The organism is Pseudomonas mandelii, from assembly GCF_024138395.1.
Lineage (GTDB): Bacteria > Pseudomonadota > Gammaproteobacteria > Pseudomonadales > Pseudomonadaceae > Aquipseudomonas > Aquipseudomonas mandelii_E.
This window is the reverse complement of the sequence record NZ_JAMYDU010000013.1, coordinates 66,270-88,500: the sequence shown is the minus strand read 5'-3', so window position 1 is coordinate 88,500 and position 22,231 is coordinate 66,270. Positions and strand designations below refer to the sequence as shown.

General features: G+C 57.9%; 23 protein-coding genes and 1 tRNA gene. 7 read left to right on the top strand and 17 right to left on the bottom strand.

Annotated elements, in window-relative coordinates; all coding sequences use genetic code 11:
* The first annotated feature begins 21 nt into the window (after nucleotides 1-21).
* Nucleotides 22-933, top strand: a complete 912-nt coding sequence (locus NHU87_RS19030) for a DMT family transporter (RefSeq protein WP_253551550.1) — start codon at nucleotides 22-24, stop codon at nucleotides 931-933.
* A gap of 6 nt (nucleotides 934-939) precedes the next feature.
* Here the strand turns inward: NHU87_RS19030 and NHU87_RS19025 are convergent, their stop codons facing one another.
* Genes NHU87_RS19025 through NHU87_RS19000 form a run of 6 tightly spaced genes read right to left on the bottom strand, consistent with a single transcriptional unit; the run spans nucleotide 940 to nucleotide 7,851 of the window.
* Complete coding sequence (locus tag NHU87_RS19025; protein ID WP_253551549.1) at nucleotides 940-2,355, bottom strand: amidase; 1,416 nt, start codon at nucleotides 2,353-2,355, stop codon at nucleotides 940-942.
* Nucleotides 2,356-2,357: 2 nt separating this feature from the next.
* Nucleotides 2,358-3,698: an aspartate aminotransferase family protein gene (locus tag NHU87_RS19020; RefSeq protein WP_253551548.1), complete on the bottom strand. Its 1,341-nt coding sequence runs from the start codon at nucleotides 3,696-3,698 to the stop codon at nucleotides 2,358-2,360.
* On the bottom strand, nucleotides 3,676-4,803 hold the full coding sequence (locus NHU87_RS19015) for an aminotransferase class III-fold pyridoxal phosphate-dependent enzyme (protein ID WP_253551547.1): 1,128 nt from the start codon (nucleotides 4,801-4,803) through the stop codon (nucleotides 3,676-3,678). The genes NHU87_RS19020 and NHU87_RS19015 overlap by 23 nt, the downstream gene beginning before the upstream one ends.
* Before the next feature lie 9 nt (nucleotides 4,804-4,812).
* A complete protein-coding gene (locus NHU87_RS19010; RefSeq protein WP_253551546.1) occupies nucleotides 4,813-5,694 on the bottom strand; it encodes a TauD/TfdA family dioxygenase in 882 nt (293 codons plus the stop codon).
* Nucleotides 5,669-7,237, bottom strand: a complete 1,569-nt coding sequence (locus NHU87_RS19005; RefSeq protein ID WP_253551544.1) for an AMP-binding protein — start codon at nucleotides 7,235-7,237, stop codon at nucleotides 5,669-5,671. Before NHU87_RS19005 ends, NHU87_RS19010 begins: the two co-directional genes overlap by 26 nt.
* Complete coding sequence (locus NHU87_RS19000; protein ID WP_367399034.1) at nucleotides 7,234-7,851, bottom strand: thermostable hemolysin; 618 nt, start codon at nucleotides 7,849-7,851, stop codon at nucleotides 7,234-7,236. Before NHU87_RS19000 ends, NHU87_RS19005 begins: the two co-directional genes overlap by 4 nt.
* Nucleotides 7,852-8,023: 172 nt before the next feature.
* Between NHU87_RS19000 and NHU87_RS18995 the strand changes: the two genes are divergently transcribed.
* Together NHU87_RS18995 and NHU87_RS18990 are read left to right on the top strand one after the other, a co-directional pair.
* Entirely contained in the window at nucleotides 8,024-8,959 is a 936-nt protein-coding gene (locus NHU87_RS18995) for a LysR family transcriptional regulator (RefSeq protein ID WP_253551542.1), read from the top strand.
* Between the two features lie 337 nt (nucleotides 8,960-9,296).
* Nucleotides 9,297-10,211, top strand: coding sequence for a LysR family transcriptional regulator (locus NHU87_RS18990; protein WP_253551635.1), 915 nt, complete (start codon nucleotides 9,297-9,299; stop codon nucleotides 10,209-10,211).
* Nucleotides 10,212-10,228: 17 nt separating this feature from the next.
* Here NHU87_RS18990 and NHU87_RS18985 read toward each other — a convergent pair whose 3' ends face one another.
* Nucleotides 10,229-10,594: a 5-carboxymethyl-2-hydroxymuconate Delta-isomerase gene (locus tag NHU87_RS18985; RefSeq protein ID WP_253551540.1), complete on the bottom strand. Its 366-nt coding sequence runs from the start codon at nucleotides 10,592-10,594 to the stop codon at nucleotides 10,229-10,231.
* A 53-nt stretch (nucleotides 10,595-10,647) separates the two neighbouring features.
* The gene (locus NHU87_RS18980) at nucleotides 10,648-11,577 is read right to left on the bottom strand and encodes a LysR substrate-binding domain-containing protein (protein WP_253551537.1); all 930 of its coding nucleotides are present in this window, start codon (nucleotides 11,575-11,577) and stop codon (nucleotides 10,648-10,650) included.
* 237 nt (nucleotides 11,578-11,814) lie between these two features.
* On the opposite strand from NHU87_RS18980, the gene NHU87_RS18975 reads away from it, so the two are divergent.
* Nucleotides 11,815-12,021 (top strand): hypothetical protein, encoded by a 207-nt coding sequence (locus tag NHU87_RS18975; protein ID WP_253551535.1) that lies wholly within the window; start codon nucleotides 11,815-11,817, stop codon nucleotides 12,019-12,021.
* A 54-nt stretch (nucleotides 12,022-12,075) separates the two neighbouring features.
* On the opposite strand, the gene NHU87_RS18970 is transcribed toward NHU87_RS18975, so the two are convergent.
* From NHU87_RS18970 to dapA, 6 genes are all read right to left on the bottom strand, one after another.
* Complete coding sequence (locus NHU87_RS18970; RefSeq protein ID WP_008074435.1) at nucleotides 12,076-12,267, bottom strand: YegP family protein; 192 nt, start codon at nucleotides 12,265-12,267, stop codon at nucleotides 12,076-12,078.
* 341 nt (nucleotides 12,268-12,608) lie between these two features.
* Nucleotides 12,609-12,698, bottom strand: a tRNA-Ser gene (locus NHU87_RS18965).
* An 83-nt stretch (nucleotides 12,699-12,781) separates the two neighbouring features.
* Nucleotides 12,782-13,495 carry a phosphoribosylaminoimidazolesuccinocarboxamide synthase gene (gene purC, locus NHU87_RS18960; protein WP_007898671.1) on the bottom strand — a complete coding sequence of 238 codons (714 nt, stop codon included), beginning with the start codon at nucleotides 13,493-13,495 and terminating at the stop codon, nucleotides 12,782-12,784.
* A gap of 28 nt (nucleotides 13,496-13,523) precedes the next feature.
* The gene (locus NHU87_RS18955; protein WP_038979338.1) at nucleotides 13,524-14,282 is read right to left on the bottom strand and encodes an MBL fold metallo-hydrolase; all 759 of its coding nucleotides are present in this window, start codon (nucleotides 14,280-14,282) and stop codon (nucleotides 13,524-13,526) included.
* Nucleotides 14,283-14,286: 4 nt separating this feature from the next.
* Nucleotides 14,287-15,408, bottom strand: coding sequence for an outer membrane protein assembly factor BamC (gene bamC / locus NHU87_RS18950; RefSeq protein ID WP_253551534.1), 1,122 nt, complete (start codon nucleotides 15,406-15,408; stop codon nucleotides 14,287-14,289).
* Nucleotides 15,409-15,425: 17 nt separating this feature from the next.
* Nucleotides 15,426-16,304 carry a 4-hydroxy-tetrahydrodipicolinate synthase gene (gene dapA / locus NHU87_RS18945; RefSeq protein ID WP_007898664.1) on the bottom strand — a complete coding sequence of 293 codons (879 nt, stop codon included), beginning with the start codon at nucleotides 16,302-16,304 and terminating at the stop codon, nucleotides 15,426-15,428.
* Nucleotides 16,305-16,630: 326 nt separating this feature from the next.
* Here dapA and NHU87_RS18940 point away from each other — a divergent pair, with 326 nt between their 5' ends.
* A complete protein-coding gene (locus NHU87_RS18940; protein ID WP_253551533.1) occupies nucleotides 16,631-17,191 on the top strand; it encodes a glycine cleavage system protein R in 561 nt (186 codons plus the stop codon).
* A gap of 10 nt (nucleotides 17,192-17,201) precedes the next feature.
* Nucleotides 17,202-17,675: a peroxiredoxin gene (locus NHU87_RS18935; RefSeq protein WP_253551532.1), complete on the top strand. Its 474-nt coding sequence runs from the start codon at nucleotides 17,202-17,204 to the stop codon at nucleotides 17,673-17,675.
* A 121-nt stretch (nucleotides 17,676-17,796) separates the two neighbouring features.
* Here NHU87_RS18935 and NHU87_RS18930 read toward each other — a convergent pair whose 3' ends face one another.
* Together NHU87_RS18930 and NHU87_RS18925 are read right to left on the bottom strand one after the other, a co-directional pair.
* Nucleotides 17,797-18,867 (bottom strand): AI-2E family transporter, encoded by a 1,071-nt coding sequence (locus tag NHU87_RS18930; RefSeq protein WP_253551531.1) that lies wholly within the window; start codon nucleotides 18,865-18,867, stop codon nucleotides 17,797-17,799.
* A gap of 31 nt (nucleotides 18,868-18,898) precedes the next feature.
* Nucleotides 18,899-19,138, bottom strand: coding sequence for a sulfurtransferase TusA family protein (locus tag NHU87_RS18925; RefSeq protein ID WP_007898654.1), 240 nt, complete (start codon nucleotides 19,136-19,138; stop codon nucleotides 18,899-18,901).
* Between the two features lie 97 nt (nucleotides 19,139-19,235).
* Here NHU87_RS18925 and NHU87_RS18920 point away from each other — a divergent pair, with 97 nt between their 5' ends.
* Nucleotides 19,236-20,669: a M48 family metalloprotease gene (locus NHU87_RS18920; RefSeq protein ID WP_253551530.1), complete on the top strand. Its 1,434-nt coding sequence runs from the start codon at nucleotides 19,236-19,238 to the stop codon at nucleotides 20,667-20,669.
* Between the two features lie 89 nt (nucleotides 20,670-20,758).
* Here the strand turns inward: NHU87_RS18920 and NHU87_RS18915 are convergent, their stop codons facing one another.
* Entirely contained in the window at nucleotides 20,759-22,189 is a 1,431-nt protein-coding gene (locus tag NHU87_RS18915; RefSeq protein ID WP_253551529.1) for a DegQ family serine endoprotease, read from the bottom strand.
* Nucleotides 22,190-22,231: the final 42 nt, after the last annotated feature.

Below are 22,231 nucleotides of genomic sequence, written 5' to 3'. Positions count from 1 at the left end.
CAAACGCAGGGGAAGGAACGCATGAAACAAGTCGGTTTTGCAGAAGCTCACTGGGGCATGTTGATCTGGGCAATGCTGATCGCATCGTCTTTCTTTGCGGCGGCAGAGGTCAGCCAATCGATAGATCCAATCCTGTTGACCGGGCTGCGCCTGTTGTTTTCAGCCTTGATGTTCTTGCCACTGCTGTTATTGAAAAACACCTCACCGATCTCGGCCAGAGGCTTGCTGGCGCATGCAGTTCTCGGGCTGTTGCTGGCGACGTATTTTGGTTCGCTGTTTGAAGCGCTGCGTTATACGACGGCGGTCAATACCGCAACGCTGTATACCCTGGTGCCGCTGATGACTTTGTTCTTTGAAGTATTCCTGTTGCCAAGCCCGAGCCTGAAAACCCGCTTGTTGCCGATGTCGATTGCAGCGATCGGTGCCCTGCTGATGATTCTAAAAGGGGCGGCTCCAGGCGAGTTGCCGGCACTGTACCCGGTACTGGTCTTTGGTGTCGGCTGCCTGGCGATGGCGCTTTATTCGCCACTGAGCCAACGATTCAAGGCCAAGACTTTGAAGGGACGTGACCCGGTGGCGATGACCTTCTGGAACATGCTGTTCGGCTCGCTGTTTCTGTTTGTGTTCTGTCTGTTTAACGGCGGTTGGCGCAGCGGCGCGCAGTTGTCGTCGAGCGATATGTTCTGGCTGGTGTACCTGGCGCTGTTTGGCACCCTCGCGACATTCTGGCTGCTGCATCGGGCAATCGGGGTGATTTCACCATCAACGGTGATTTCCTACGTCTACCTGAACACCTTGTTTGTCACCTTGTTTCACTGGGTCTGGCTCAGACAGCAACCGGTGCTGATAGAAGTCACCGGTGCCGTGCTGGTGGGTATTGGCATGCTGGCATTGGTGATCACCAGCCGTAACGCCAAAATCGTTACGGCTTGAGATCCTTCAGAGCGTGACTGCGGCCATCGGTGCGATCGGGCTCCAGCGCTCCAGTTCGCGCTCAAGGAAATTGGCCACGGCCAGCAGCCGCTCTTCCTGCCAGTGCGGGCCGACTATCTGGATGCCAATCGGCATCCCGCTGACCGGATCATGCCCGGCGCGAATGACCACCGCCGGCGACCCGGAGAGGCTGAACGGAAACACAAAGGCATAGCGCTTATGATCCTGTAAAGATTCGCCATGAGCGAACGCCACGTCCGGGAACACCGGACAAATGAACAGATCGTGTTGATTGAAGAATTTCGCCAACTGATATCGAAACGTATCGATCAGAATCCAGTCGCGCTTCATTTCATCCACGCTCAATTCGACCTCTTCGCTCAGGCGAATCAACTCTGCGGTGGCAGGCGTACAAGTCTGCTTGTCCATGGACTGGAACAGGCGTTTCCAGCTACGCCCGGCGTCCGCACCCGCAATGAAAACCCGCCACAGTACATCGCAGGCCTCATCGAGCATCTGCGGAGCCGCCGGTGTAACCTGCGCCACCACACTGCTCAGGCAACTCTCGACCCGTTGCAGAACCTGTTTCACCGCCGGGCTCACCGGGGTTCTGGTGGACTCCCAAGACAGCGCGACACGCAATTGAGCCAAGGGCTTACTGTCGGCGAACGGCACATCGACGGTGTCCGGGTCGTGACCGTCAGCGCCACTGATCAGTTGCCCGAGTAACGCCAGATCATCGACATAACGCCCCATCACGCCAAACGCCGACGTCAGATGAAACAGCCCGGAGCGATCATTGGGGAATTGGCCGGTCAACGGCACACGCCCCTGGGTCAGCTTCATACCGCAGATACCGTTGAAATGCGCCGGAATCCGCACACTGCCGCAAGCATCCGAGGCCAGCCCGGCCGGCGAGCAACCGGCCGCGATGGCCGCCGCTTCACCGCCACTGCTACCGCCAGCGGAGCGCTGCCCGTCATAGGGATTGAGCGTGCGGCCGTACAGCAGGTTCTCGGTTTCGAAGGCCATGCACAACTCGGGAACATTGGTGATCCCGAGGATGATCGCCCCCGCCTGACGAAGCCTTGCGACCACCGTTGCATCCTCCTGACTGGCCTCGCCCAGCAATTCCTCCAGGCCTCGCGACATCCGGAAGCCGCGCACATGGCAGACATCCTTGATGGTCATGGGGATCCCGTGCAAAGGGCCACGAATCTGTCCGATGCGGGCCATTTCATCGGCCTCCCGGGCCTGTCGTCGCAGTTCGTCGACAGACTCCAGCTGAATCAGAGCATTGATCTGCGGATTGCGTTCGGCAATACGCTGGAGGTAGAACTCCAGCAAATCGACACTGGTCAGCACACCACGGCGCAGCAGACCAGCCATTTCGCGCAGGGTCAAAGTATCGGGGTTGAACATACTCAGGGCTTCCCTTTACTGCGCAGTAGCTTGTTGGGGATGTGGTACATGTTTCTGACCACCAGCGAAAACGCCTTGACCGCCAGCTTCGGACGACGGGCGATCGCCTCCAGCGCTTCCTCGGTCATCGTCAGGACATGCCGAAGCGCTTCGGGCGTGATGTTCAGCGGCGGGTAAAACCGCAGAACCGGGTGCTTGGCCTTTTCATTCATGGAATGCCCGGCATGCACACCACGCTTGCCCAACTCCATGCTCATCAGCGCTTCGTAGACCGAGCCGCGCAAGCGCAGGCCGGTCATCAGGCCCACACCGGGCACATCCTCGACAATTTGCGGGTAACGCTGAGCCAGCCGTTGCAGACCATGGCGCAGCAAGCCGCCATTGATCCGCGATTGCTCGACCAGCTTGTGCTGCTCGATGTAATCGATAGCGGCCAGCGCCGAGGCGCACGCCACCGGGTGCCCGCCATTGGTTCGCTGGTCCGGCTCGATTTCGCTCAGCGGGTATTGCGTGGCCAGTCGCTGGCTGTACATCGCGCAGGCAAACGAGGTGTAGCCGCCCGTCAGGCCTTTGGAGAGGATCATGATGTCCGGCACGATGTCGTCGTACTGCACGGCAAACCACTTGCCACAGCGGCCAAAACCGGTCTGGATTTCGTCGGCCACCAACAAGGTTTCGGTCGCATCGCACAGGGCACGGATATTCGCCATGTAACCCAAGGGCGGAACCTGTAAGTGGGCGCCCCCCAGAATCGGTTCGACATACACCGCACGCACACCCTCGCCAACCGCTCTCTGCAAGGCAGCGAAATCACCGTACGGCACATAAGTCACTTCCGAGGCCTCGGTGCCATAGCTGCGATGGTGCTGTTTCTGCCCGAGAATGCTCATCGCCGCCAGCGTCTTGCCGTGATAGGAATCGCTCATTACCACGATTCCGCGCCGGTGCTGCTGCACCTTGAGCACATAACGCATGCTCTGCTCGATGGCTTCGGCACCCGAAACCATGAACTGCACATCCCCCCAATCACCCGGCACCAGATTCCGAAGGCGCTCGGACAGTGCGCCTTGCAGCGGGTGCACCCGACCTTCCGGAACCCAGGCCATCTGGTTCAACTGGGTTTGCACTTGCTCCTGCACCATCGGATTGCGATGACCGACGATAAACACCCCATAGCTGCATGCGCAGTCGATAAATCGCTTGCCGGCATGGTCCGTGACATAGATGCCATCGGTGTCCTTTTCGACGCTGGTTTTACCCAGGCGATAGAGCTTGGCCGCCGAGGCACTCCAATGCCGCTGGCAATCATCCAGCAGTTGTTCATGCGATAGGGTTAAAGACATGGCTCAAAATCTCCTTGATGATCCGGGATGCGCGCTGGAGGTGTTCGGCTCGTGCGGTGATCGGGCAACGCAGAATCAACTCGCGGCCACGGGGTGCACTGACATAGACGCCACGCTGATAAAGCTCCTCGCACAATTCGGCGGGTTTGAGATCGGCTGGCAGCGGCAGGCTGACCCAGGCACCGCAGGCGACCGCGCCGAATGAGGCGAGCGCTTGCGCCAGGATCTGGCCGTTATTGAGGCATTGCCTGGGCAAGTCGTGTGCCTGCACGTAATCCAGTGCCGCCATGGCGGCCACACAAGCCATCGGATTGCCGGCCGTGGTGCTGCCATGTTTCGCCGGGCTGCTGCGACCATAGACCTGATAGGCCATCTGTTCGCTGCAGGTATAGGTGCCGATGGGAATCGCGCTGCCGCCCAGTGGCCCGCCCAACACCACAATGTCCGGGGTGTTGCGATAACGTTGGAAGCCAAACAGCGTGCCCAGGCTCCCCAGACAACTTTGCACATCCACCGCAATGACCGGCGCCGACACCCTGGCCGCCGCGGCATACAAGTGATCGAGTAGCACCTGCTCTATCAGGCGCAAGCGACCGTCCTCACCCGTCACGGTGCTGGTGTGGCAAACCGCGAAGCAATCGTTCCAGTCCACCTTGTCCAGGTCACGGACATGACGGATCGCCACGAGCTCGAAGCCCAGGAAACGCTGCATCTCCAGATAGCTTTGCGGCGTGCTGAGGCAACGTCCGTAACTCAGCGAGCCATAATCGCCGCCTTGGACAACGACAATGGTCTTGCCCTTGGGTTTGAGGCCTTTGCACAATTTCAAGGCGCCTTCGAATGCTTCATCGCCAGAGCTGCATACATAAGAGCTGACCAGCGGCTGTGGCAGCAGCTCGGCCAGGCGCCGGCACAAAGCAATCAGTGGTTCGGACATCAGCACCCGATTGGACAACCCCATCGTATCCGCCTGACGGCTGACCGCCTCGATCACCGCTGGCACCTGAAAGCCAAACCCGCCGGCCAGATCGACTATCTGGCGACCGTTGCCGTCGATATACGTCTCGTACTGACCAGAAATGATCAGTTTGTCATTGGTCTTCATAAATAGGTCTCAGCGGTAGCTCAGGGCGTTGAAGATGCGGCGGCGCTCGTCAACGATGGCCTCACGGCCGTGCATCACCCGACGGTTGTCGATCATCACCATGTCATGGTCACGCCAGCCGACGGGGTAGGTGTATTGCGCGGAAACCTCGGCAATTTCGAGCAGGAATTCGCTGGGAATGGGCAGGCCGGACGACGTATCGATCACTGGCACTTCATAGTTGAAGGACGGCCCGAGAATGCTGTTGGCAAACGCCGGTCGCTGGCTGAATTCGGAGACCAGAATCGCCGGGGTGCTGAAGGCGTAGTGAATCGAATCATCAAACGGATTGAAGGAGATGTGTGTCTGCGGATCGTCGCCGATGATCTGCATCAGATCTTCGATTCCGACCGCCGCCGGGTCCGAGAGCGCCGGCGAATAGTGGCAGACCAGCCGACGCCATTTGTCGCCGGCAACGGTGCGGCTGTAGCGAATCGGGTTGTTCTCGAAAAATGTGCGGCAGGCGGATGATAGCTTCGCCAGTACTTTCTCACCGTCGCACAGGGTGGTTTGCGAGCCTGTGCGCGGCGCTTCCTGGCAATAGAACCAGGTGATGTCCGGCCAGAACGGGGAATTACCATTCTCGCAATGCAGACCGATCGCCTGACGGCCCGCATCCACCAACTGCGCTGCTCCACCGACCATGACCCGAGCCGGGTCGAGGCTCAGCCGCGAGCTGTTCTGCTTCACATAGGCGCTGAAGTCCTCGGCATTGTGGATGCAGTTACGTAACAGGACGACGCCGTAGTGTCCCAGCAACTCGTACAGCTCGGCTTTGCCCAGGCTTGCGAAATGGCGCGGCTCGATGATGGATACGTCAGGGTATTCAGAGTGATAGGCAGGTGTGTTCATCAGTTGCATTCCCTTGCAGGTTGGCGAAAACAGTAGCGATATCGGCACGTTTGGGACGGCCGGTGACGGTATAAAGTTGCTCGAGCAATGGATCGTCCTTGGTCAGTAACCACAGGCGGCTCGGTCGCTCGATGTCGGAAAAGCGTCTGGTAGACCAGGCGGCCAGTTCATCGCGATCCGGTGTCGATTCGACACACAGCAATGCCACCAGACCATGGGCCTCGTCGAAAAACACCGCGGCATCGCGTACGCCGGGGTATTCGCGGTATTCCAGCTCGACCTGCTCCGGGCTGACGTTGCGGCCGTTGGGCAGGCAGATCACGTTTTTCTTGCGACCGCGAACATAGAGATAGCCATCAGCATCCAGCTCGCCCAGATCCCCGGTGTCCATCCAGCCGTCGCCGGACATCGAACAGGCGCTCGGGTCCTTGCCCGAGTAGCCGCTGAACAACGAGCTGCTCTTGACCTCAATGGTCTGGTCGGCGCCAATGCGCACCTGAACATGCGGCAACGGCTTGCCCACACTGCCCAGACGTTGGTGCTGCAAGGTATTCATACTGACGACCGAGGCGTTCTCGGAGAGCCCGTAACCCTGGAACACCGGGATACCGTCCTCGGCGAGGGCATGCAGGATATCGATGCTGACGGCCGCGCCGCCGCAGGTGATATGCACTCCCGAATGCAGGTAACGAGACAGGCGCTCACCCTGCGCACCGCCTTCGGTCAATAGCTCGTGAAAGCGATTGAGCATCACCGGTGGCACCGTCAAGGCCGTCGGTTCGACTCGCAGGATCCACTCGATCAAACGCTGCGGTGACGTCCCCGGCTCCCCTAGCAGCGCCTCGCCTTCAGGCAGGAAATGCACGATCCCACCGGCCAGCAGCGGCAAATACGCGGCGGTCACTTGCTCCAGCAGCAGGCTCAACGGCACCAGCGACAGGTAACTGCGATGGGCATCGACCGGCATCCATTGACGCAGGGAAGCCAACACCGCCCCCACCGCCGCCGTGCTCAGCCGCACGCCCTTGGGCCGGCTGGTCGTCCCCGAGGTATGAATGATTTTGCAGATCCAGTCGCTGTCACCGTCCGGCTCTCGCAACAACGGCTGCTCCAGAGCCGGCTCACTGAGACGCCTGAGGCGGCTGTCGGGAAAGTCGAGCATCCACCGCTCAGCCAGTGTCCGCTCCCCTGCCGCATCCACCAGAAACCCGTCACAACGCTCGGCAAGGTGCTCGGCCTGGGACTGACTGAACGCCAGCGGCAAAGGCAGTGCGGTAATACCGGCAAACAGACACGCCAGATCGGCAATCAGCCAGTCACTGCTGTTACGCGTCGCAATCCCCAACACAACGTGGTCGCCGTGAGCCGCCGTGTCGAAACGACGCTGCAGTTCCGCCGCCAGATTCAACGCCCGGGATTCCAGCTCGCCATAGGTCATGACAGCGGCGTGTTCCAGGCCGGTCGGCGCACAATCGATAGCGCAGACCTTCTGGCGATTGACCTGCAGCGCCAGCCGCAGGTCCGCAATGAAACGGCCGCTCATGGCTGTGCCCTCGCTGGCAGATCGGTCGGCAGTTGAGTGAACAAGGTGCCGAGGGTCATGGCTGCGAATCGCGAGCGTTTCGGGTCCACGCGGATAAAACCGGTGACGGGCAATTTCGAGTAGTAGGTTCCCCAGTTCTTGCCACCATCATCGGCCAGACGCTTGGGGTCCGCCGTGAGCAGCGGTTCGAAATCGATCTGACAGCTTTCCATCATTTCCCGGACCCGGGGGGTGACGGTGCAAAGCAAATATTGAGCGCCCATGCACCAGGCCAACAGCGGAATCATGTTGACCATGATCATTCCCGCCGTCAGATGATGAGAAATCAAACTGCCTATTTCGGCAATAACTGATCGATCGATCATTTTTTCAAAGCGCTGGGACAGAATCGTTTCTATCGGTTGCGACAGGTATTGCTCCGAGAACAATGTGCGGTGATCCGCAAAAGTTATACCGGCGCAAGAAAGAATCCGCTCCTCACTGTCTTGGGTGACCGCAAAATACTGCGGGCTCGGTTCTACGGATGCCTTATAAGAGCTGCGAAACTTTTCCTTCACAACTTCAGTCGCCTGCATCCATAACGGCGTTTGACTTTCCGTGACTCGTACCAACACTTCGCCCTCCTATCCCTGCTCGGGTGCTCTCTAAGTGAAACGAGAATATATTGAGGAAATTTCCGACAGACTATTTAAAAAACCAATTGCTTCCATTAATATATAAATAAACAATCTTGTCACAAAACACGACGTAAAGTGACACGCACGGATTTTCACCGAGAAGGACTTTATGCTTAATAGCAATCTGCTAAGAAAACTGGATATGCAGGACCTTATGGTTTTCGTGGCTGTGTATGAACAAAGAAGCGTCACCGAGGTCTCCGAAACCCTTTGCGTTAGCCAGTCCACGGTGAGTTACTGCTTGAAAAAGCTGCGCACGAGTTTCGACGACGAGCTCTTCATCAATACCCGCAATGGCATGTGGCCAACACACAAAGCCGCCACGATGTACAGCCATGTACTCAAAATCCTGAAAACCATAAACATATGCCACTCCGGACTACACTCATTTGACCCCGCGCAAAAAGAGATCACTTTTAATATTTGTGCACCTGAGTATTTTGAACTCCTGATACTTCCAAACTTATTAAAACGCTTTATCGGCAGTAGTTTTCCAGTCATTGTAAATATCCAGAAATTCCACAGAGACATCCCTAACGATGAACTTATAGATGGCCGTTTCGACCTGGTAATTTGTTTCGGCCCCAACTTTCATCGCAGCGCCAAAAACTTGAAGTCACAAGTACTGCTGGAAGATGATCTTGTCTGCGTCGTCGATAAAAACTTCGAGCCGCCAGAGGGTGAGTTCAGCCTGGACAGCTTTGTCGCACGCCAGCATATCTTCCCCACCCCATGGACTTCAGACACCAATATGGTGGATGGCTGGCTCAGCAAATGGGACTACACCCGCCAAATTGTCGCGCGGGCCAATAGTTACGTTGCGGCACTCAACATGATCCCCGGGACCGATTTCGTTCTCACCCTGCCTCGGCGCATCCAGATGCTGATCAGTAACGAAGCCAGATTCAGCCATTGCAAACCGCCGACCGGTTTACCGAACTTCACACTGGACATGTTGTGGAACGAGAAACCAGGTCAAGACAGCGCCAATAACTGGTTTCGCGAACAAATCGTCAGCGTGTGTGCACAAGACGGCTTTCTCTAATAAGACTTATTAACATGTAACTTCATTTTACTGACCGACCACGGTCAAGTGTCTGGCGTAACTTCAGCACTTGGCCGGCGGGGTGTTCAGCGTCTGGCAGCCAATCACTTTCGAGCAGTCGCGCCGATCCAGAAAATCCCGGAAAGCCCCTCCAGGCCAGAACGTGCTGGGCGATATGGCTGGCGTTTGAATGCGCAGGTCGTGTTACCTACACGTTGTGTCCCACATCTGACAATGAACATTCCTACAAGCCATTCTCCTGGCACTATCGTTCCGTTATCCTCTTGCAGATAGGTTGCGCTCAAAACAGAACAGGGAGGTTCATCAGATGGGGCAGATGCTCAACAGCAATTTACTTAGAAAGCTCGATATGCAAGACCTCATGGTGTTCGTCGCCGTGTATGAACAAAGCAGCGTCACCGCCGTCTCCGAAACCCTCGGGGTCAGCCAGTCCACCGTAAGCTATTCGCTGAAAAAGCTGCGCACCGGCTTCAAAGATGATTTGTTCATCAACACCCGATCCGGTATGCGTCCGACCCACAAAGCCACCACCATGCATGAGCATGTGCTGAAGATTCTGGAAGGTATCAACTTCTGCCATTCTGGAGCTCAAGCCTTTGATCCGACTCTAAAAGCCGTCACCTTCAACATTTGCGCGTCGGAATACTTCGAACTGCTGGTACTGCCGCGGCTGTTGAGGAACTTCGACTTTGCCAACCTGCCGGTGATCGTCAATGTGCAGAAGCTTGATACCGCCCTACCCGTCGATGAACTGCGCGATGGCAGTCTCGATCTGGTGATCTGCTTCGGTCCTGACTTTCAACAAAGCCACGCTGACTTCAAATCCCGCAGGCTGGTTGAAGACGAGCTGGTTTACGTCTTCGATAAACGCGCAACCCCGCCGGAATTACGCCCAAGCTTGCGATCGTTCGTTGAACATTGTCATGTGCTCCCTCCAGGCAGGACCTTCGACACCCACAGGGCCGATCACAAACGACAGCTTGTCGCACGATCCAACAGTTACAGGGCAGCACTCAAGATGATTACCGGTACCGACTTCATCCTGACGCTACCGCGGCGTATTCAAACGCTGCTGGCCAATAACGCGGTATTCAGTCATTGCGAAGCACCGAATGGCTTGCCAAGGTTTACCCTCGACATGCAATGGAGCGAAGCCAGCGATCAGGACAGCGCCAATATCTGGCTTCGCGAGCAAGTGGTCAAAGCCTGTGAGGAACAGGGTTTGCTCTGAACCCAAGCCCTGGTGTGTCAGTGGCCGAAAGCGGCCTTGGTGTAGGACTCACGATCAATATCCATAATTTCCGCGCACAACTGCACTTCTATATTGGCCGGCCATTCGCACAAGTCTTGCAACACCGCTAGCAGGCTTTGCGACAACTGCTTCTTGATCTGGGCCGAACGCCCGCTCAACAGCGCCAGCTTGACATGCACAAAAGCGCGCTCGCCCAATGCGGTGCCAACTTTGAAGCTCTCGACCTTCACTGCACGGCTCTTGATATCGAATTCGGCCGCAAACTGACCGGATGCCATCAACGCATTGTTAAGTCGCATCAACGCCACGTCGGCATTCAGATCGGGCAAGTTAGCGGTGTATTCAATGTGCAGATGGGGCATAACGGGGCTCCTGAAGATTGGCGGGAAGGTCGTACATATAACACAGCGCCGCCCTACTCGCCGGGCAGCGGAAAAATCGCACGCTCACTCATGAAAGCCTCCAGACGCGAGCGCAGCCAGTGTTCGGCCGGATCGCTGTCGACATGACTGAGCCAGACCATCGACAAGTCCAGGGTCGGCGTCTTGAACGGAAACGGCTCCTTGAACAATTGGCCGGACGCGGCCATCGCCTCTGCCGTGTAATCCGGCAGGCTGGCGATCAGATCGGTGCCGGCGAGCAAAGCCGGCAACGAGCTGTATTGCGGGACGGACAGCACTACATGACGCGTACGACCGATCTCCGCCAGCCATTCATCGGCATAGCCACTGACATTGGCGGTGTGAGACACCAGCACGTGCGGCCGCGCGCAATATTCATCGAGGGTCAGCGGTGTGTCCGATGCGTCTGCGCGCAAAATACTGGGCTGGATGTGTCGCAGTAATTTGCGCTTGGCATTGGCTGGCAGGCCGCGAGTCTGGCTGATACCAACGGTGATATCGCCGGACGCCAGCAGGTCGGGAATGCGCCAGTAGTCGACATGCTGGACCACGAACACCACCTTCGGCGCTTCCTGGCGCAAAGCACGCAGCAACGGCGGCAACAGGCCGAATTCGACATCGTCCGACAGCCCGATGCGAAACGTCATGGTGCTGATGAGCGGATCGAAGTCATGGGTCAGGCTCAAGGCTACCGACAGCGAATCCAGCGCCGGTGACAGGTGCTGAATAATTTCCTCGGCCCGCGCCGTCGGCTCCATGCGATGGCCGACCCGGATGAACAGTGGATCGTTGAACATCGTCCGCAAGCGGTTCAGCGCCGCACTGATGGTCGGCTGACCGAGGAACAGCTTCTCCGCCACCCGTGTGACGTTGCGTTCGAGCATCAATGTCTCGAACACCACCATCAAGTTGATGTCGGCCTTGCGTAATTCGTTGCGATTCATCCCTTGCACCCCGGTCCACAAGACTTGGATGACAGTTTAGGGAGGTGTCGTAATCGGCGTCTATGCGACTCAAGCAGTTTGCGTTTAATCCAAATGCAGACAGCGGCATCGTCTTACATACCCTTCCTGATTTCGTCGTTCGTCTGGCGGGAAGCGATTGCGCCTCTAAGCTCAGCAACGTTTGGGGCGAAACGGCCCCGGCCAACGAAAACCATTTGAACTCAAAGGAGCCTCGCAATGGCTAGAGATAAAGCGAAAGACGACGAACACTTCAATTGCACCCAGGACCATGAAGCCGACTACGTCGCGGGCCTTTACCCTCATGCAAAGCAAGAGGTTAAAACGTTCCTGGCCTTAGCCTGCAAGAACAATTCCTTGCACAACTCCACCCACAAGGACGTCTACGACCTGATCAAAAGAAAACTGGGCCACTCACAACCGTAAGTCCGCCTAGTTAGAACGAAGCTGCTCCCATTGAGCAGCTTCACCGCCTGGAGTCTATATCTCCTTGACCGGGGTCTGATCGTGAGTTCCTTTGATCAAACTGATGGCGTGCACGCAATCAGACTTGTTGACGTAAGCCTCCCCACTGGCAATCGTTTCATGATTCCCCGCCCGCAAACGCCAGCGCCATTGGCCCTTACCGGTTTGTGCGATACCACGGGTTTGCCTGTAAATCTCAAAATACATTGATCGCTCCTTGCGACTGCTGATTACGACAGATCAGTGATCTGCGAAACCAGAGTAGATGAGGAATTTTTGAGGCAATGTCTTTCAGTGTGAGGGGATATTTCGAAGAAAAACCTTTGACTCGCGGGACGACCAATAGATACGGGAGGCGGTAATTAAAGAGACTCGGTGGAGTCGGTTTTCTCGTAAACATGCATCTTTTTCTTACGCTGTTGGCCTGATTTGTCCGACACCAAAAACCTGGGGCAAACGTCGGATGAACGCGAAATGGCCCCATGGAAAAAGCTGCACAAACGAAAAAGCCCCGTAGCTTATTCAGCTACGGGGCTTTTTCTATGTAATGGCGGAGAGATAGGGATTCGAACCCTAGGTACCGGTGAAGGTACAACGGATTTCGAATCCGTCCCATTCGGCCACTCTGGCATCTCTCCAACGGCGCGCATCATAACAACACTTTTGCCGGAAGCGAACCCCCTAAGCGAAATTTTTCCGTGCTATCAGATGCTTGCGTCGATTACAGCGGTACACCCAGACGATTGGCGACTTCTTCGTAGGCTTCGATGACGTCACCGAGGCCCTGACGGAAGCGGTCCTTGTCCATTTTCTTGCCGGTGGCCTTGTCCCACAGACGGCAGCCGTCCGGGCTGAACTCGTCGCCCAGGACGATGGAGCCGTCGGAGAAAACGCCGAATTCGAGTTTGAAGTCGACCAGCAGCAGGCCGGCGTCGTCGAACAGTTTGCTCAGGACTTCGTTGACCTTGAGCGACAGTTCTTTCATGCGAACCAGTTGCTCGGCGGTGCCCCAACCGAATGCCACGACGTGGGATTCGTTGATGAACGGGTCGCCCTTGGCGTCGTCCTTCAGGAACAGTTCGAAGGTGTAAGGGTTGAGCTTCATGCCTTCTTCGACGCCCAGACGCTTGACCAGGCTGCCGGCGGCATAGTTACGTACGACGCACTCGACCGGGATCATGTCGAGCTTCTTCACCAGACATTCGTTGTCGCCCAGCAGTTTGTCGAATTGAGTCGGCACGCCGGCTGCTTCGAGTTTCTGCATGATGAAGGCGTTGAACTTGTTGTTCACCATGCCTTTGCGGTCGAGCTGCTCGATGCGCTTGCCGTCGAACGCCGAGGTATCGTTGCGAAACAGCAGGATCAAGCGGTCAGCGTCATCGGTCTTGTAAACCGATTTGGCTTTGCCGCGGTAGAGTTCTTCACGTTTTTCCATGATGGGCTCCGCTTGCTAAGTAGGTGGGCTAGGCGATGTGTCGCCAGTCGAGCCCTGAATCTTGATCGGCCAGTTGCAGCCAGTCCGGATCGCACCCGAGGGTGTCGACAAAACATTGCCGGGCCAGCTGCGGCAGGTTGTTCTTGCTGCTCAGATGGGCCAGGACCAGGTGTTGCAGGCCTTGCCAGCCCAACTCGGCCACCAGGAATGCCGCCTGATGGTTGTTCAAATGTCCCAATTCTCCGCCCACCCGCTGCTTGAGAAAGTACGGGTAGTGACCGCGAGCCAGCATGTCACGGCAATGGTTGGACTCGATCATCAATGCATCGAGGTCCCGGTAGCCGTCCAGCACCGTATTGCAATACGAGCCCAGGTCGGTCAACAGGCCGAAACGCCGCTGACCGTCGCTGAAGACATACTGCGTCGGCTCCTGCGCATCATGGGCCACGGCAATGACGCCGATGCTCAGGTTGCCGATTTGCAGTTGCTCGCCGCCAGCCAGAAAGCCTGCGGGTTCAATCGGTTTGCGCATCCCGCGCAGGGTCCCGCGACTGAGGTAGACAGGCAGATTGTAACGCCGAGACAGCAAACCCACGCCATGCACATGGTCGGCATGTTCGTGGGTCACGAGTATCGCGCTCAACTGCGAAGGGTTCACACCCAGTCGCAGCAGGCGTTTTTCGGTTTCTCGCAGGGAGAAACCACAATCCACCAGTACATACGTGTCGTCGCTGGCTATCAGCGTGCCATTCCCTTGGCTACCGCTGCCGAGAACGGCAAAACGCATGTGATCAGCCCAGGTTGTCCTGAATCACGCTCAACACTTTGCGCGCCACGTCTGCTGGCGCCACGGTGTTGATGTTTTTCTCGACGGTGACTTGCACGTTCTCGCCAACCTTGCTCAGGCGAACCTGATAACGCTCGGCGCGGGCTTCAACTTCTTCCTTGTCCGGCTTGCTGCCGAACAAACCACTGAAGAAACCTGGCTTCTCGTCCTTTTTCTCGGCTTTTTCGGCGAGGTTGATGTAGTACAGGCCCAGGCTGCGGTTGATGTCTTCAACACGCCATTCGCCCTGTTCCAGCGCACGACCGACGCTCGACCAGGCACGATCCAGATCGGAACCGACGTTAAGCACCGGGTTGCCGCTGCCATCTTCGGTCAGGCTGACACGACTTGGCGTATCGAAATCACGAGAGGCCAGCATGGAGACCGAACCGCCCTTCTCCGAGGTGCGGCTCATGCTCGCGAGCATGTCGTCGACCAGCGCTGCGTCCAGGCCAGTGTTGACCGAACGATTGGTGAAATCGACATTGGCGGTGCTGCCGGCAGGACGCTCGGCGCTGACCACGTAGACTTCACTGGTGTTGCGCTGCACGCCCGGCTCGATACGTACCCGTACGCGGGTTTCACTGTCGGCGCCGACACCGGCCGCGCTCAGGCGCTTGGCCATTGCGGCGGACAGTTCGTCGGAATGCTGCCAGGTGGTAGTGAATTCGCCGGTTTGCGGGCGTTGCTCGTCCAGACGAAAACCGTTGTCCTGGAAGAACTGCACGGCCACGGGCCAGACTTCGGCCGGTGGGGTCTGAGCCAGGATCGAACGCGAGTCGCCGCTCTTCTGCAGAGAGTAGGCACTGGCGTCAGCCGATGCCGATGCCGACAGCGGCTGCGGACGAGGCACGATGTATTCGCCCTTGGCGGTGTCGTCGGCCACGTTGCGCGGGATCGGCAACAGCGGATCCAGACGCTTGGCGGTGCTGACGTCCGGTGGCAGTTGCATCGGTGCAGTCTGTTGCGCTTCCAGGTAATCGCTACCACGGTCACGGAAGTAACCTTCCGGGCCCCAGATCCATCCGCAGCCACTGGTGCTGGAGATAATCAAGGCAAGTGCGGAAAGTCCGGCCAATCGCTTCATGCGTAGTACTTCCTCAATTAAACCAGGACGCCGGACTGGCGCATGGCCTGCCGCAGCGGTTCGTGACAGGCAGCACTGAGCCAGGTGAGCGGCAGACGGATACCGTCCGGCATCAAGCCCATTTCATGCAGTGCCCATTTCACGGGGATAGGGTTGGATTCGATAAACAGGGTTTTATTGAGCGGCATCAGTTTTTCGTGGATCGCCCGGGCTTTGACAGCATCACCGGCCATGGCCGCGGCACACAACTCGCTCATGGCGCGCGGTGCGACGTTGGCGGTCACCGAAATATTGCCCTTGCCGCCAAGTAGCATCAGCTCGACCGCGGTCGCGTCGTCACCGGAATAAACCAGGAAGTCGCTGCTCACGCCGGCCAGGATGTCCTTGGCGCGCTGCAGGTCGCCCGTGGCTTCCTTGATGCCGATGATGTTTTTCACGGTCGACAGGCGAATCACCGTCTCGGCCTGCATGTCGCAAGCGGTACGGCCCGGCACGTTGTAGAGAATCTGCGGGATGTCGACGGCCTCGGCGATGGCCTTGAAGTGCTGGTACAGGCCTTCTTGCGTCGGCTTGTTGTAATAAGGGGTTACCAGCAGGCACGCGTCGGCGCCGGCGTTCTTCGCGTTGGTCGTCAGTTCGATCGCTTCGCGCGTCGAATTGGCGCCCGTACCGGCGATCACCGGAATACGCCCTGCAACCTGGGCAACCACGCGACGAATCACTTCGATGTGCTCGTTCACGTCAAGCGTGGCCGACTCACCTGTAGTGCCGACGGCCACGATGGCGTTGGTGCCCTCTTGCAGGTGGAAGTCCACCAGTTTGCTCAGGCTGTCCCAGTCGAGACGACCCTGTGCATCCATGGGTGTGACCAGTGCCACCATACTGCCCGCAATCATGCAACCGCTCCTGCCGGAAAAAGAGAGCGGTAATGGTACTGGCGCCAAGATGCTTGTACAAGCGAAGTACTGCGCTGCTGCCATTCCCCTTGGCGCTGCTTTTCGCTACCCTTCAGACTTTGATCGGTACTGATAAGCTCGTACGCCGCGTTCCAGCCTCCATTTTCGGCATCACAAGCCCCGATCCAGCGTTGCCACCCCTCGCTCTCGCCACTTTGGAGCACGTCGCAACCTTCGGCCGGGTTTTCTGAATTCGCATCCGCAGGCTCGTCCCGGTATAAAAAGCCCATAGAAGTATCGACCGCTCATCGCTTTAGGAATGCTGCATGTCCACCCCCACAGTTCGCGAACAATTCCTTGTCATCAGTGCCCTCGGCGCCAACCCCATGGAGCTGACTAACGTCCTGTGCCGTGCCAGCCATGAAAACCGCTGCGCCGTGGTCACCTCTCGTCTGACGCGCCATGGTGAATGCAGTGCGCTGATCCTCGAGATCTCCGGCAGCTGGGACGCCTTGGCACGCCTCGAGGGCAGCCTGCCTGTGCTGGCCAAACGGCACGCCTTCACCGTCAACGTGGTCCGTAGCGCGGCCCTGGAGAATCGTCCCCAGGCCCTGCCGTACGTCGCCTATGTCAGCTCGGCCTATCGCTCGGACATCATCAACGAGCTGTGCCAGTTCTTCATGGACCACAACGTCGAGCTGGAAAACCTGACCTGCGACACCTATCAGGCTCCGCAAACCGGCGGCACCATGCTCAATGCCACGTTTACCGTGACGTTGCCGGCCGGTGTGCAGATCAGCTGGCTGCGCGATCAGTTCCTGGATTTCGCCGATGCGCTGAACCTGGATGCCCTGATCGAGCCGTGGCGCCCACAAAACCCAATGTAAGGAAACATTCATGGCCGTTGCCATCAACCAACCGGTTGCCGACTTCGAAGCCCCCGCCACCAGCGGGCAATCCGTCAGCCTCGCGGGCCTCAAAGGCAAGCAAGTGGTGATTTACTTCTATCCGAAGGACAGCACACCGGGCTGCACCACCCAGGGTCAGGGTTTTCGAGATCAGCTTGACGCCTTTAAAGCTGCCAATACCGAGGTTTTCGGCGTGTCTCGCGACAGCCTGAAATCCCACGAAAACTTCAAAACCAAGCAGGCGTTCACTTTCGAGCTGATCAGTGACAAGGAAGAAGCGCTCTGCCAGCTGTTCGACGTGATCAAGCTGAAAAAGCTCTACGGCAAGGAATATATGGGCGTTGATCGCAGCACGTTCCTGATCGACAAGGATGGTGTGCTGCGTCAGGAATGGCGCGGTGTGAAAGTGCCAGGGCATGTGGATGCGGTTTTGGCTGCTGCTCAGGCGCTGAACAAGGCCTGATTATTTGAGCGTCTGTTCGGACGCCTTCGCGGGCAAGCCTCGCTCCTACAATTCAGTGGCGCTCGCCGCAAATCCTGTAGGAGCGAGGGCTTGCCCGCGAAGAGGCCCTCAAGGCTGACAATCAAAGCAGCGGCGCCACCATCGGCTCCTTGCGCGGCCAGGCATCCAGCACAGCCTTGAACAGCGTCGCCAGGGGGATCGCAAAGAACACGCCCCAAAAGCCCCACAACCCGCCAAACAATAGCACCGCGCAAATGATCGCCACCGGATGCAGGTTGACCGCTTCCGAGAACAACAGCGGCACCAGCACGTTGCCATCCAGGGTCTGGATGATCCCGTAGACCGCCATCAAATAGATGAACTGATCGCTCCAGCCCCACTGGAACAGCGCAATCAGCAGCACTGGCACGGTCACCACCACTGCCCCGACGTAAGGCACCACCACCGACACACCCACCAGCAATGCCAGCAGCGCCGAATAATTGAGCCCCAGCGCCACGAACGCGATATAAGTCACGCCACCGCAAATGAAGATTTCGATGACCTTGCCGCGAATGTAATTGGCGATCTGCCGGTTCATTTCCTGGGCGACCCGGGTGATCAGCGCCCGCTCGCGCGGCAGATAACCGCGCACCCACTGGCCGATCATCTCCCGATCCTTGAGAAAGAAGAACACCAGGATTGGCACCAGCACCAGGTAGATCATGATGTTCACCAGCAGCGGCAGACTCGACAGCGAGAATGTCAGCGCCCACTGGCCGAACTTGCCGATCTCGCCCCGCGCCACTTCGATCGCTTGCAGTACTTGCTCATCCGACACCAGGTGCGGATAGCGCTCGGGCAGCAGCAATAGCAGCGACTGCCATTTGGCGAGCATGCCGGGCAATTCGTTGAACAGCGTGATCAGTTGGTGCCAGAGCAGTGGTACCACGACAACGATAAAGACCAGCAACAGCCCCATGAATAACGCGAAAACCAGCCCCACCGCCGCGCCACCCGGCACGCGCAGGCGCTCGAGGGCCACCACCAGTCCCTGCATCAGATACGCCAGCACCATACCGGCCAGTACTGGCGCAAGCATTCCACCCAGCGTGAGCACCGCGGTAAAGGCCAGAAACAGCAGCACCGCCAGCACTACGGCTTCTTCATCCGAGAAGTAGCGCTGAATCCAGTCGCGTAACACTTTGAACATCAATAATCCTTAGAAACGAACGCAACAGATTTCAGGCTTTTTTCAACCAATAGCGGTAAACACCCGCCTCATCTTCCTCACGAAGCAGCGTATGACCGGCCAATCGGGCAAAGGTGCGAAAATCGCGCTGAGAGCCCGCATCGGTAGCGATCACCTTGAGTACCGCACCGCTGGCCAGTCGGTTGAGTTCCAGTTTGGCCTTGAGCAGCGGCAACGGACAATTCAGACCGCTGGCGTCCAGTTCGGCGTCGTGGGTTACAGCGTCAGTCATCGAATCACTCCGGGGCAGGGGTTAAGCAGCTTAGAATATCTGGTCCCAAGCGTAGTGTCCGGCTACAGTAAGGTCTTTGTCGACTAAGGCTTTGTGCATGACTTTTCTGCGCCCTACCCTGCTGACGCTCGCTTGCCTGCTCGCCTCACCGGGCTTCGCCGACGACTTGCCGTCACTCGGTGATGCCAGTTCTGCCATCGTCTCGCCGCAACAGGAACACCAACTGGGCCGTGCGTGGCTGGCGCTGTTGCGCAGTCAGGTGTCGCAGCTCAACGATCCGCAGCTCAAGGATTACGTCGAATCCAGCGTCTACCGGCTGGTGGAAACCAGCCAGGTCAATGACCGGCGCCTGGAGTTCATCCTGATCAACAGTCCGCAGCTCAATGCGTTTGCCGCGCCGGGCGGGATCGTCGGCGTCAACGGTGGCTTGTTTCTCAATGCCCAGACCGAGGGCGAATATGCCTCGGTAATGGCCCACGAGCTGGCTCACTTGTCGCAGCGTCACTTCGCCCGCGGTGTCGAAGCGTCGCAACGCATGCAAGTGCCCATGATGGCTGCGCTGCTGGCGGGTATCGTAATTGCCGCGGCCGGCGCAGGCGATGCCGGGATCGCGGCCATTGCCGGTACTCAGGCGGCGGCGATTCAGGAACAACGGCGCTTTTCGCGCCAGAACGAACAGGAAGCCGACCGTATCGGCATCATGAATCTGGAAAAGGCCGGGTACGATCCGCGTTCGATGCCGACCATGTTCGAACGGCTGATGCGCCAGTACCGCTTTGACGCCAAGCCACCAGAATTCCTGCTGACTCACCCGGTAACCGAGTCGCGGATCGCTGACACCCGCAACCGCGCCGAACAGGCCAAACCGGGCGGTATCGAAGACAGCATGCGTTATCAGCTGATTCGGGCGCGCGTGCAACTGATCTATGAAGAAACCCCAGGCTTGGGTGCCAAGCGCTTCCGGGCGCAACTCGATGAAAACCCAAAAAACGACGTCGCGCGCTATGGCCTCGCGATTGCCCAGATCAAGGGCGGCCAGTTGAATGAGGCTCGGGAGAACCTCAAACTGCTGCTGACCAAATCGCCGAACGAGATCATCTACAACCTGGCGCAGGTCGATCTCGACATCACCAATAATCGTCTGCCCGACGCTCAATCCCGGGTCGACCGGATGCTCACTCAATACCCCGGCAACTACCCGCTGAATCAGGTGCGTGTCGACCTGCTGCTCAAGCAGAATCGAGCGGCCGAAGCGGAAAAAGCGCTGGAGACCCTGCTCAAAAGCCGACCTGACGATCCGGATATCTGGTACATGGTGGCCGAGACTCGCGGCCTGTCAGGCAACATCATCGGCCTGCATCAGGCTCGCGCGGAATACTTTGCGCTGGTCGGCGACTATCGCCAGGCAATCCAGCAACTGGACTTCGCCAAACGCAAGGCTGGTAGCAACTTCCCGCTGTCATCGCGGATCGACGCGCGGCAACGTGAGTTGATGGAGCAGGAACGCATGGTCAAGGACATGATGGGCTGACCTCTTCAGAAAAAAGCTCAGAAACAAAAAATGCACGTACAAAAAAACCGCCTCTTTCGAGGCGGTTTTTTTATTCAGCCGACAACCGGTTATTCAGCCAGTTTGAAGGTGATGAAGCTGGCGCGACCTTGACGCAGAACCCGCATCGACACTGAGCGATTCTTCGGCAGCGCCTTGGCAATTTCCGTGAACTCCTTGGCGGAGCCAATCGCTTGATTGTTCAGGTGAGTGATCACATCGCCCGGCTGCAAGCCGATCAGGGCAGCAGGACCGTCCTGAACTTCCTTGATAACCACGCCACCTTTGAGGTCGAGGGTTTTCTTCTGCTCCTCGGTCAGTTCAACCACGGAAACACCCAGGCGATTGCTGCTGCGCTCGACGCTGGATTTAGGCAAGGCTTCCAGCTCTTTGCCTTCTTCGGGAATAGCACCGACGGTCAGCTCGACGTTCTTGCGCTTGCCTTCGCGGATCACTTCAAGATCGGCTTTCGAGCCAGCCTTCAGCGCGCCCACCAAGTGCGGCAGATCGGCAGACATGACGATCGGTTGACCGTTCATGCTGAGGATCACGTCGCCCACTTGCAGACCACCCTTGGCAGCCGGACCGTCATCCTGGATCTGAGCCACCAGCGCACCGGCCGGCTTCTCGAGACCGAATGACTCGGCCAGATCCTTGTTCACTTCCTGGATGACTACGCCCAACCAGCCACGGCTGACTTTGCCGCCGCTTTTCAGCTGATTGGAAACGTCCATCGCCACATCGATAGGGATCGCGAACGACACACCCATGAAGCCGCCGGAGCGGGTATAGATCTGCGAGTTGATGCCGACCACTTCACCGGCCAGGTTGAACAGCGGACCACCGGAGTTGCCTGGGTTGATCGGCACGTCGGTCTGGATGAACGGCACATAGTTTTCGTTCGGCAGACTACGGCCTATGGCGCTGACGATACCTTGGGTCACCGTGTGATCAAAGCCGAACGGCGAACCGATGGCCACGACCCACTGACCGGCTTTCAGGTCCTGCGACTTGCCAAGCTTCAGAACCGGCAGGTCCTTGCCTTCAATTTTAAGCAAAGCGACGTCGGAGCGCGGATCGGTACCGACCAGCTTGGCCTTCAACTCACTGCGATCGGCGAGGCGCACGAGAATCTCGTCAGCATCGGCAATCACATGGTTGTTGGTCAGGATGTAGCCGTCAGGCGAGATGATGAAACCCGAACCCAGGGATTGAGCCTCACGCTGACGATCCCCACGGGGGGAACGTGGCTGCTGCGGCATGCCCCGCTCGAAGAACTCACGCAGCATCGGCGGCAAGCCTTCAAGATCGGGCATTTGCTCGTTGGATATCCGGCGCTCCGGCAGTTTCTGGGTGGTACTGATATTAACCACCGCTGGCGAGGCTTGCTCGACCAACTGCGTGAAATCGGGCAACTCGACCGCTTGCGCAGCGACCGCCTGACCGAGCACCAGCACGGTGGCAAAAATGGAGAGATAAGACTTCAAACGTGGTATCGACATACGGCTCCCGTTACGACGAGCAGGGTTAAGCGATATGGAGCA

Excerpts from the sequence above, each read along its gene's own strand:
- NHU87_RS19030 (WP_253551550.1), top strand. The coding sequence starts at position 22 with ATGAAACAAGTCGGTTTTGCAGAAGCTCACTGGGGCATGTTGATCTGG.
- NHU87_RS19025 (WP_253551549.1), bottom strand. The coding sequence starts at position 2,355 with ATGTTCAACCCCGATACTTTGACCCTGCGCGAAATGGCTGGTCTGCTG.
- NHU87_RS19020 (WP_253551548.1), bottom strand. The coding sequence starts at position 3,698 with ATGTCTTTAACCCTATCGCATGAACAACTGCTGGATGATTGCCAGCGG.
- NHU87_RS19015 (WP_253551547.1), bottom strand. The coding sequence starts at position 4,803 with ATGAAGACCAATGACAAACTGATCATTTCTGGTCAGTACGAGACGTAT.
- NHU87_RS19010 (WP_253551546.1), bottom strand. The coding sequence starts at position 5,694 with ATGAACACACCTGCCTATCACTCTGAATACCCTGACGTATCCATCATC.
- NHU87_RS19005 (WP_253551544.1), bottom strand. The coding sequence starts at position 7,237 with ATGAGCGGCCGTTTCATTGCGGACCTGCGGCTGGCGCTGCAGGTCAAT.
- NHU87_RS18995 (WP_253551542.1), top strand. The coding sequence starts at position 8,024 with ATGCTTAATAGCAATCTGCTAAGAAAACTGGATATGCAGGACCTTATG.
- NHU87_RS18990 (WP_253551635.1), top strand. The coding sequence starts at position 9,297 with ATGCTCAACAGCAATTTACTTAGAAAGCTCGATATGCAAGACCTCATG.
- NHU87_RS18985 (WP_253551540.1), bottom strand. The coding sequence starts at position 10,594 with ATGCCCCATCTGCACATTGAATACACCGCTAACTTGCCCGATCTGAAT.
- NHU87_RS18980 (WP_253551537.1), bottom strand. The coding sequence starts at position 11,577 with ATGAATCGCAACGAATTACGCAAGGCCGACATCAACTTGATGGTGGTG.
- NHU87_RS18975 (WP_253551535.1), top strand. The coding sequence starts at position 11,815 with ATGGCTAGAGATAAAGCGAAAGACGACGAACACTTCAATTGCACCCAG.
- NHU87_RS18970 (WP_008074435.1), bottom strand. The coding sequence starts at position 12,267 with ATGTATTTTGAGATTTACAGGCAAACCCGTGGTATCGCACAAACCGGT.
- purC (WP_007898671.1), bottom strand. The coding sequence starts at position 13,495 with ATGGAAAAACGTGAAGAACTCTACCGCGGCAAAGCCAAATCGGTTTAC.
- NHU87_RS18955 (WP_038979338.1), bottom strand. The coding sequence starts at position 14,282 with ATGCGTTTTGCCGTTCTCGGCAGCGGTAGCCAAGGGAATGGCACGCTG.
- bamC (WP_253551534.1), bottom strand. The coding sequence starts at position 15,408 with ATGAAGCGATTGGCCGGACTTTCCGCACTTGCCTTGATTATCTCCAGC.
- dapA (WP_007898664.1), bottom strand. The coding sequence starts at position 16,304 with ATGATTGCGGGCAGTATGGTGGCACTGGTCACACCCATGGATGCACAG.
- NHU87_RS18940 (WP_253551533.1), top strand. The coding sequence starts at position 16,631 with ATGTCCACCCCCACAGTTCGCGAACAATTCCTTGTCATCAGTGCCCTC.
- NHU87_RS18935 (WP_253551532.1), top strand. The coding sequence starts at position 17,202 with ATGGCCGTTGCCATCAACCAACCGGTTGCCGACTTCGAAGCCCCCGCC.
- NHU87_RS18930 (WP_253551531.1), bottom strand. The coding sequence starts at position 18,867 with ATGTTCAAAGTGTTACGCGACTGGATTCAGCGCTACTTCTCGGATGAA.
- NHU87_RS18925 (WP_007898654.1), bottom strand. The coding sequence starts at position 19,138 with ATGACTGACGCTGTAACCCACGACGCCGAACTGGACGCCAGCGGTCTG.
- NHU87_RS18920 (WP_253551530.1), top strand. The coding sequence starts at position 19,236 with ATGACTTTTCTGCGCCCTACCCTGCTGACGCTCGCTTGCCTGCTCGCC.
- NHU87_RS18915 (WP_253551529.1), bottom strand. The coding sequence starts at position 22,189 with ATGTCGATACCACGTTTGAAGTCTTATCTCTCCATTTTTGCCACCGTG.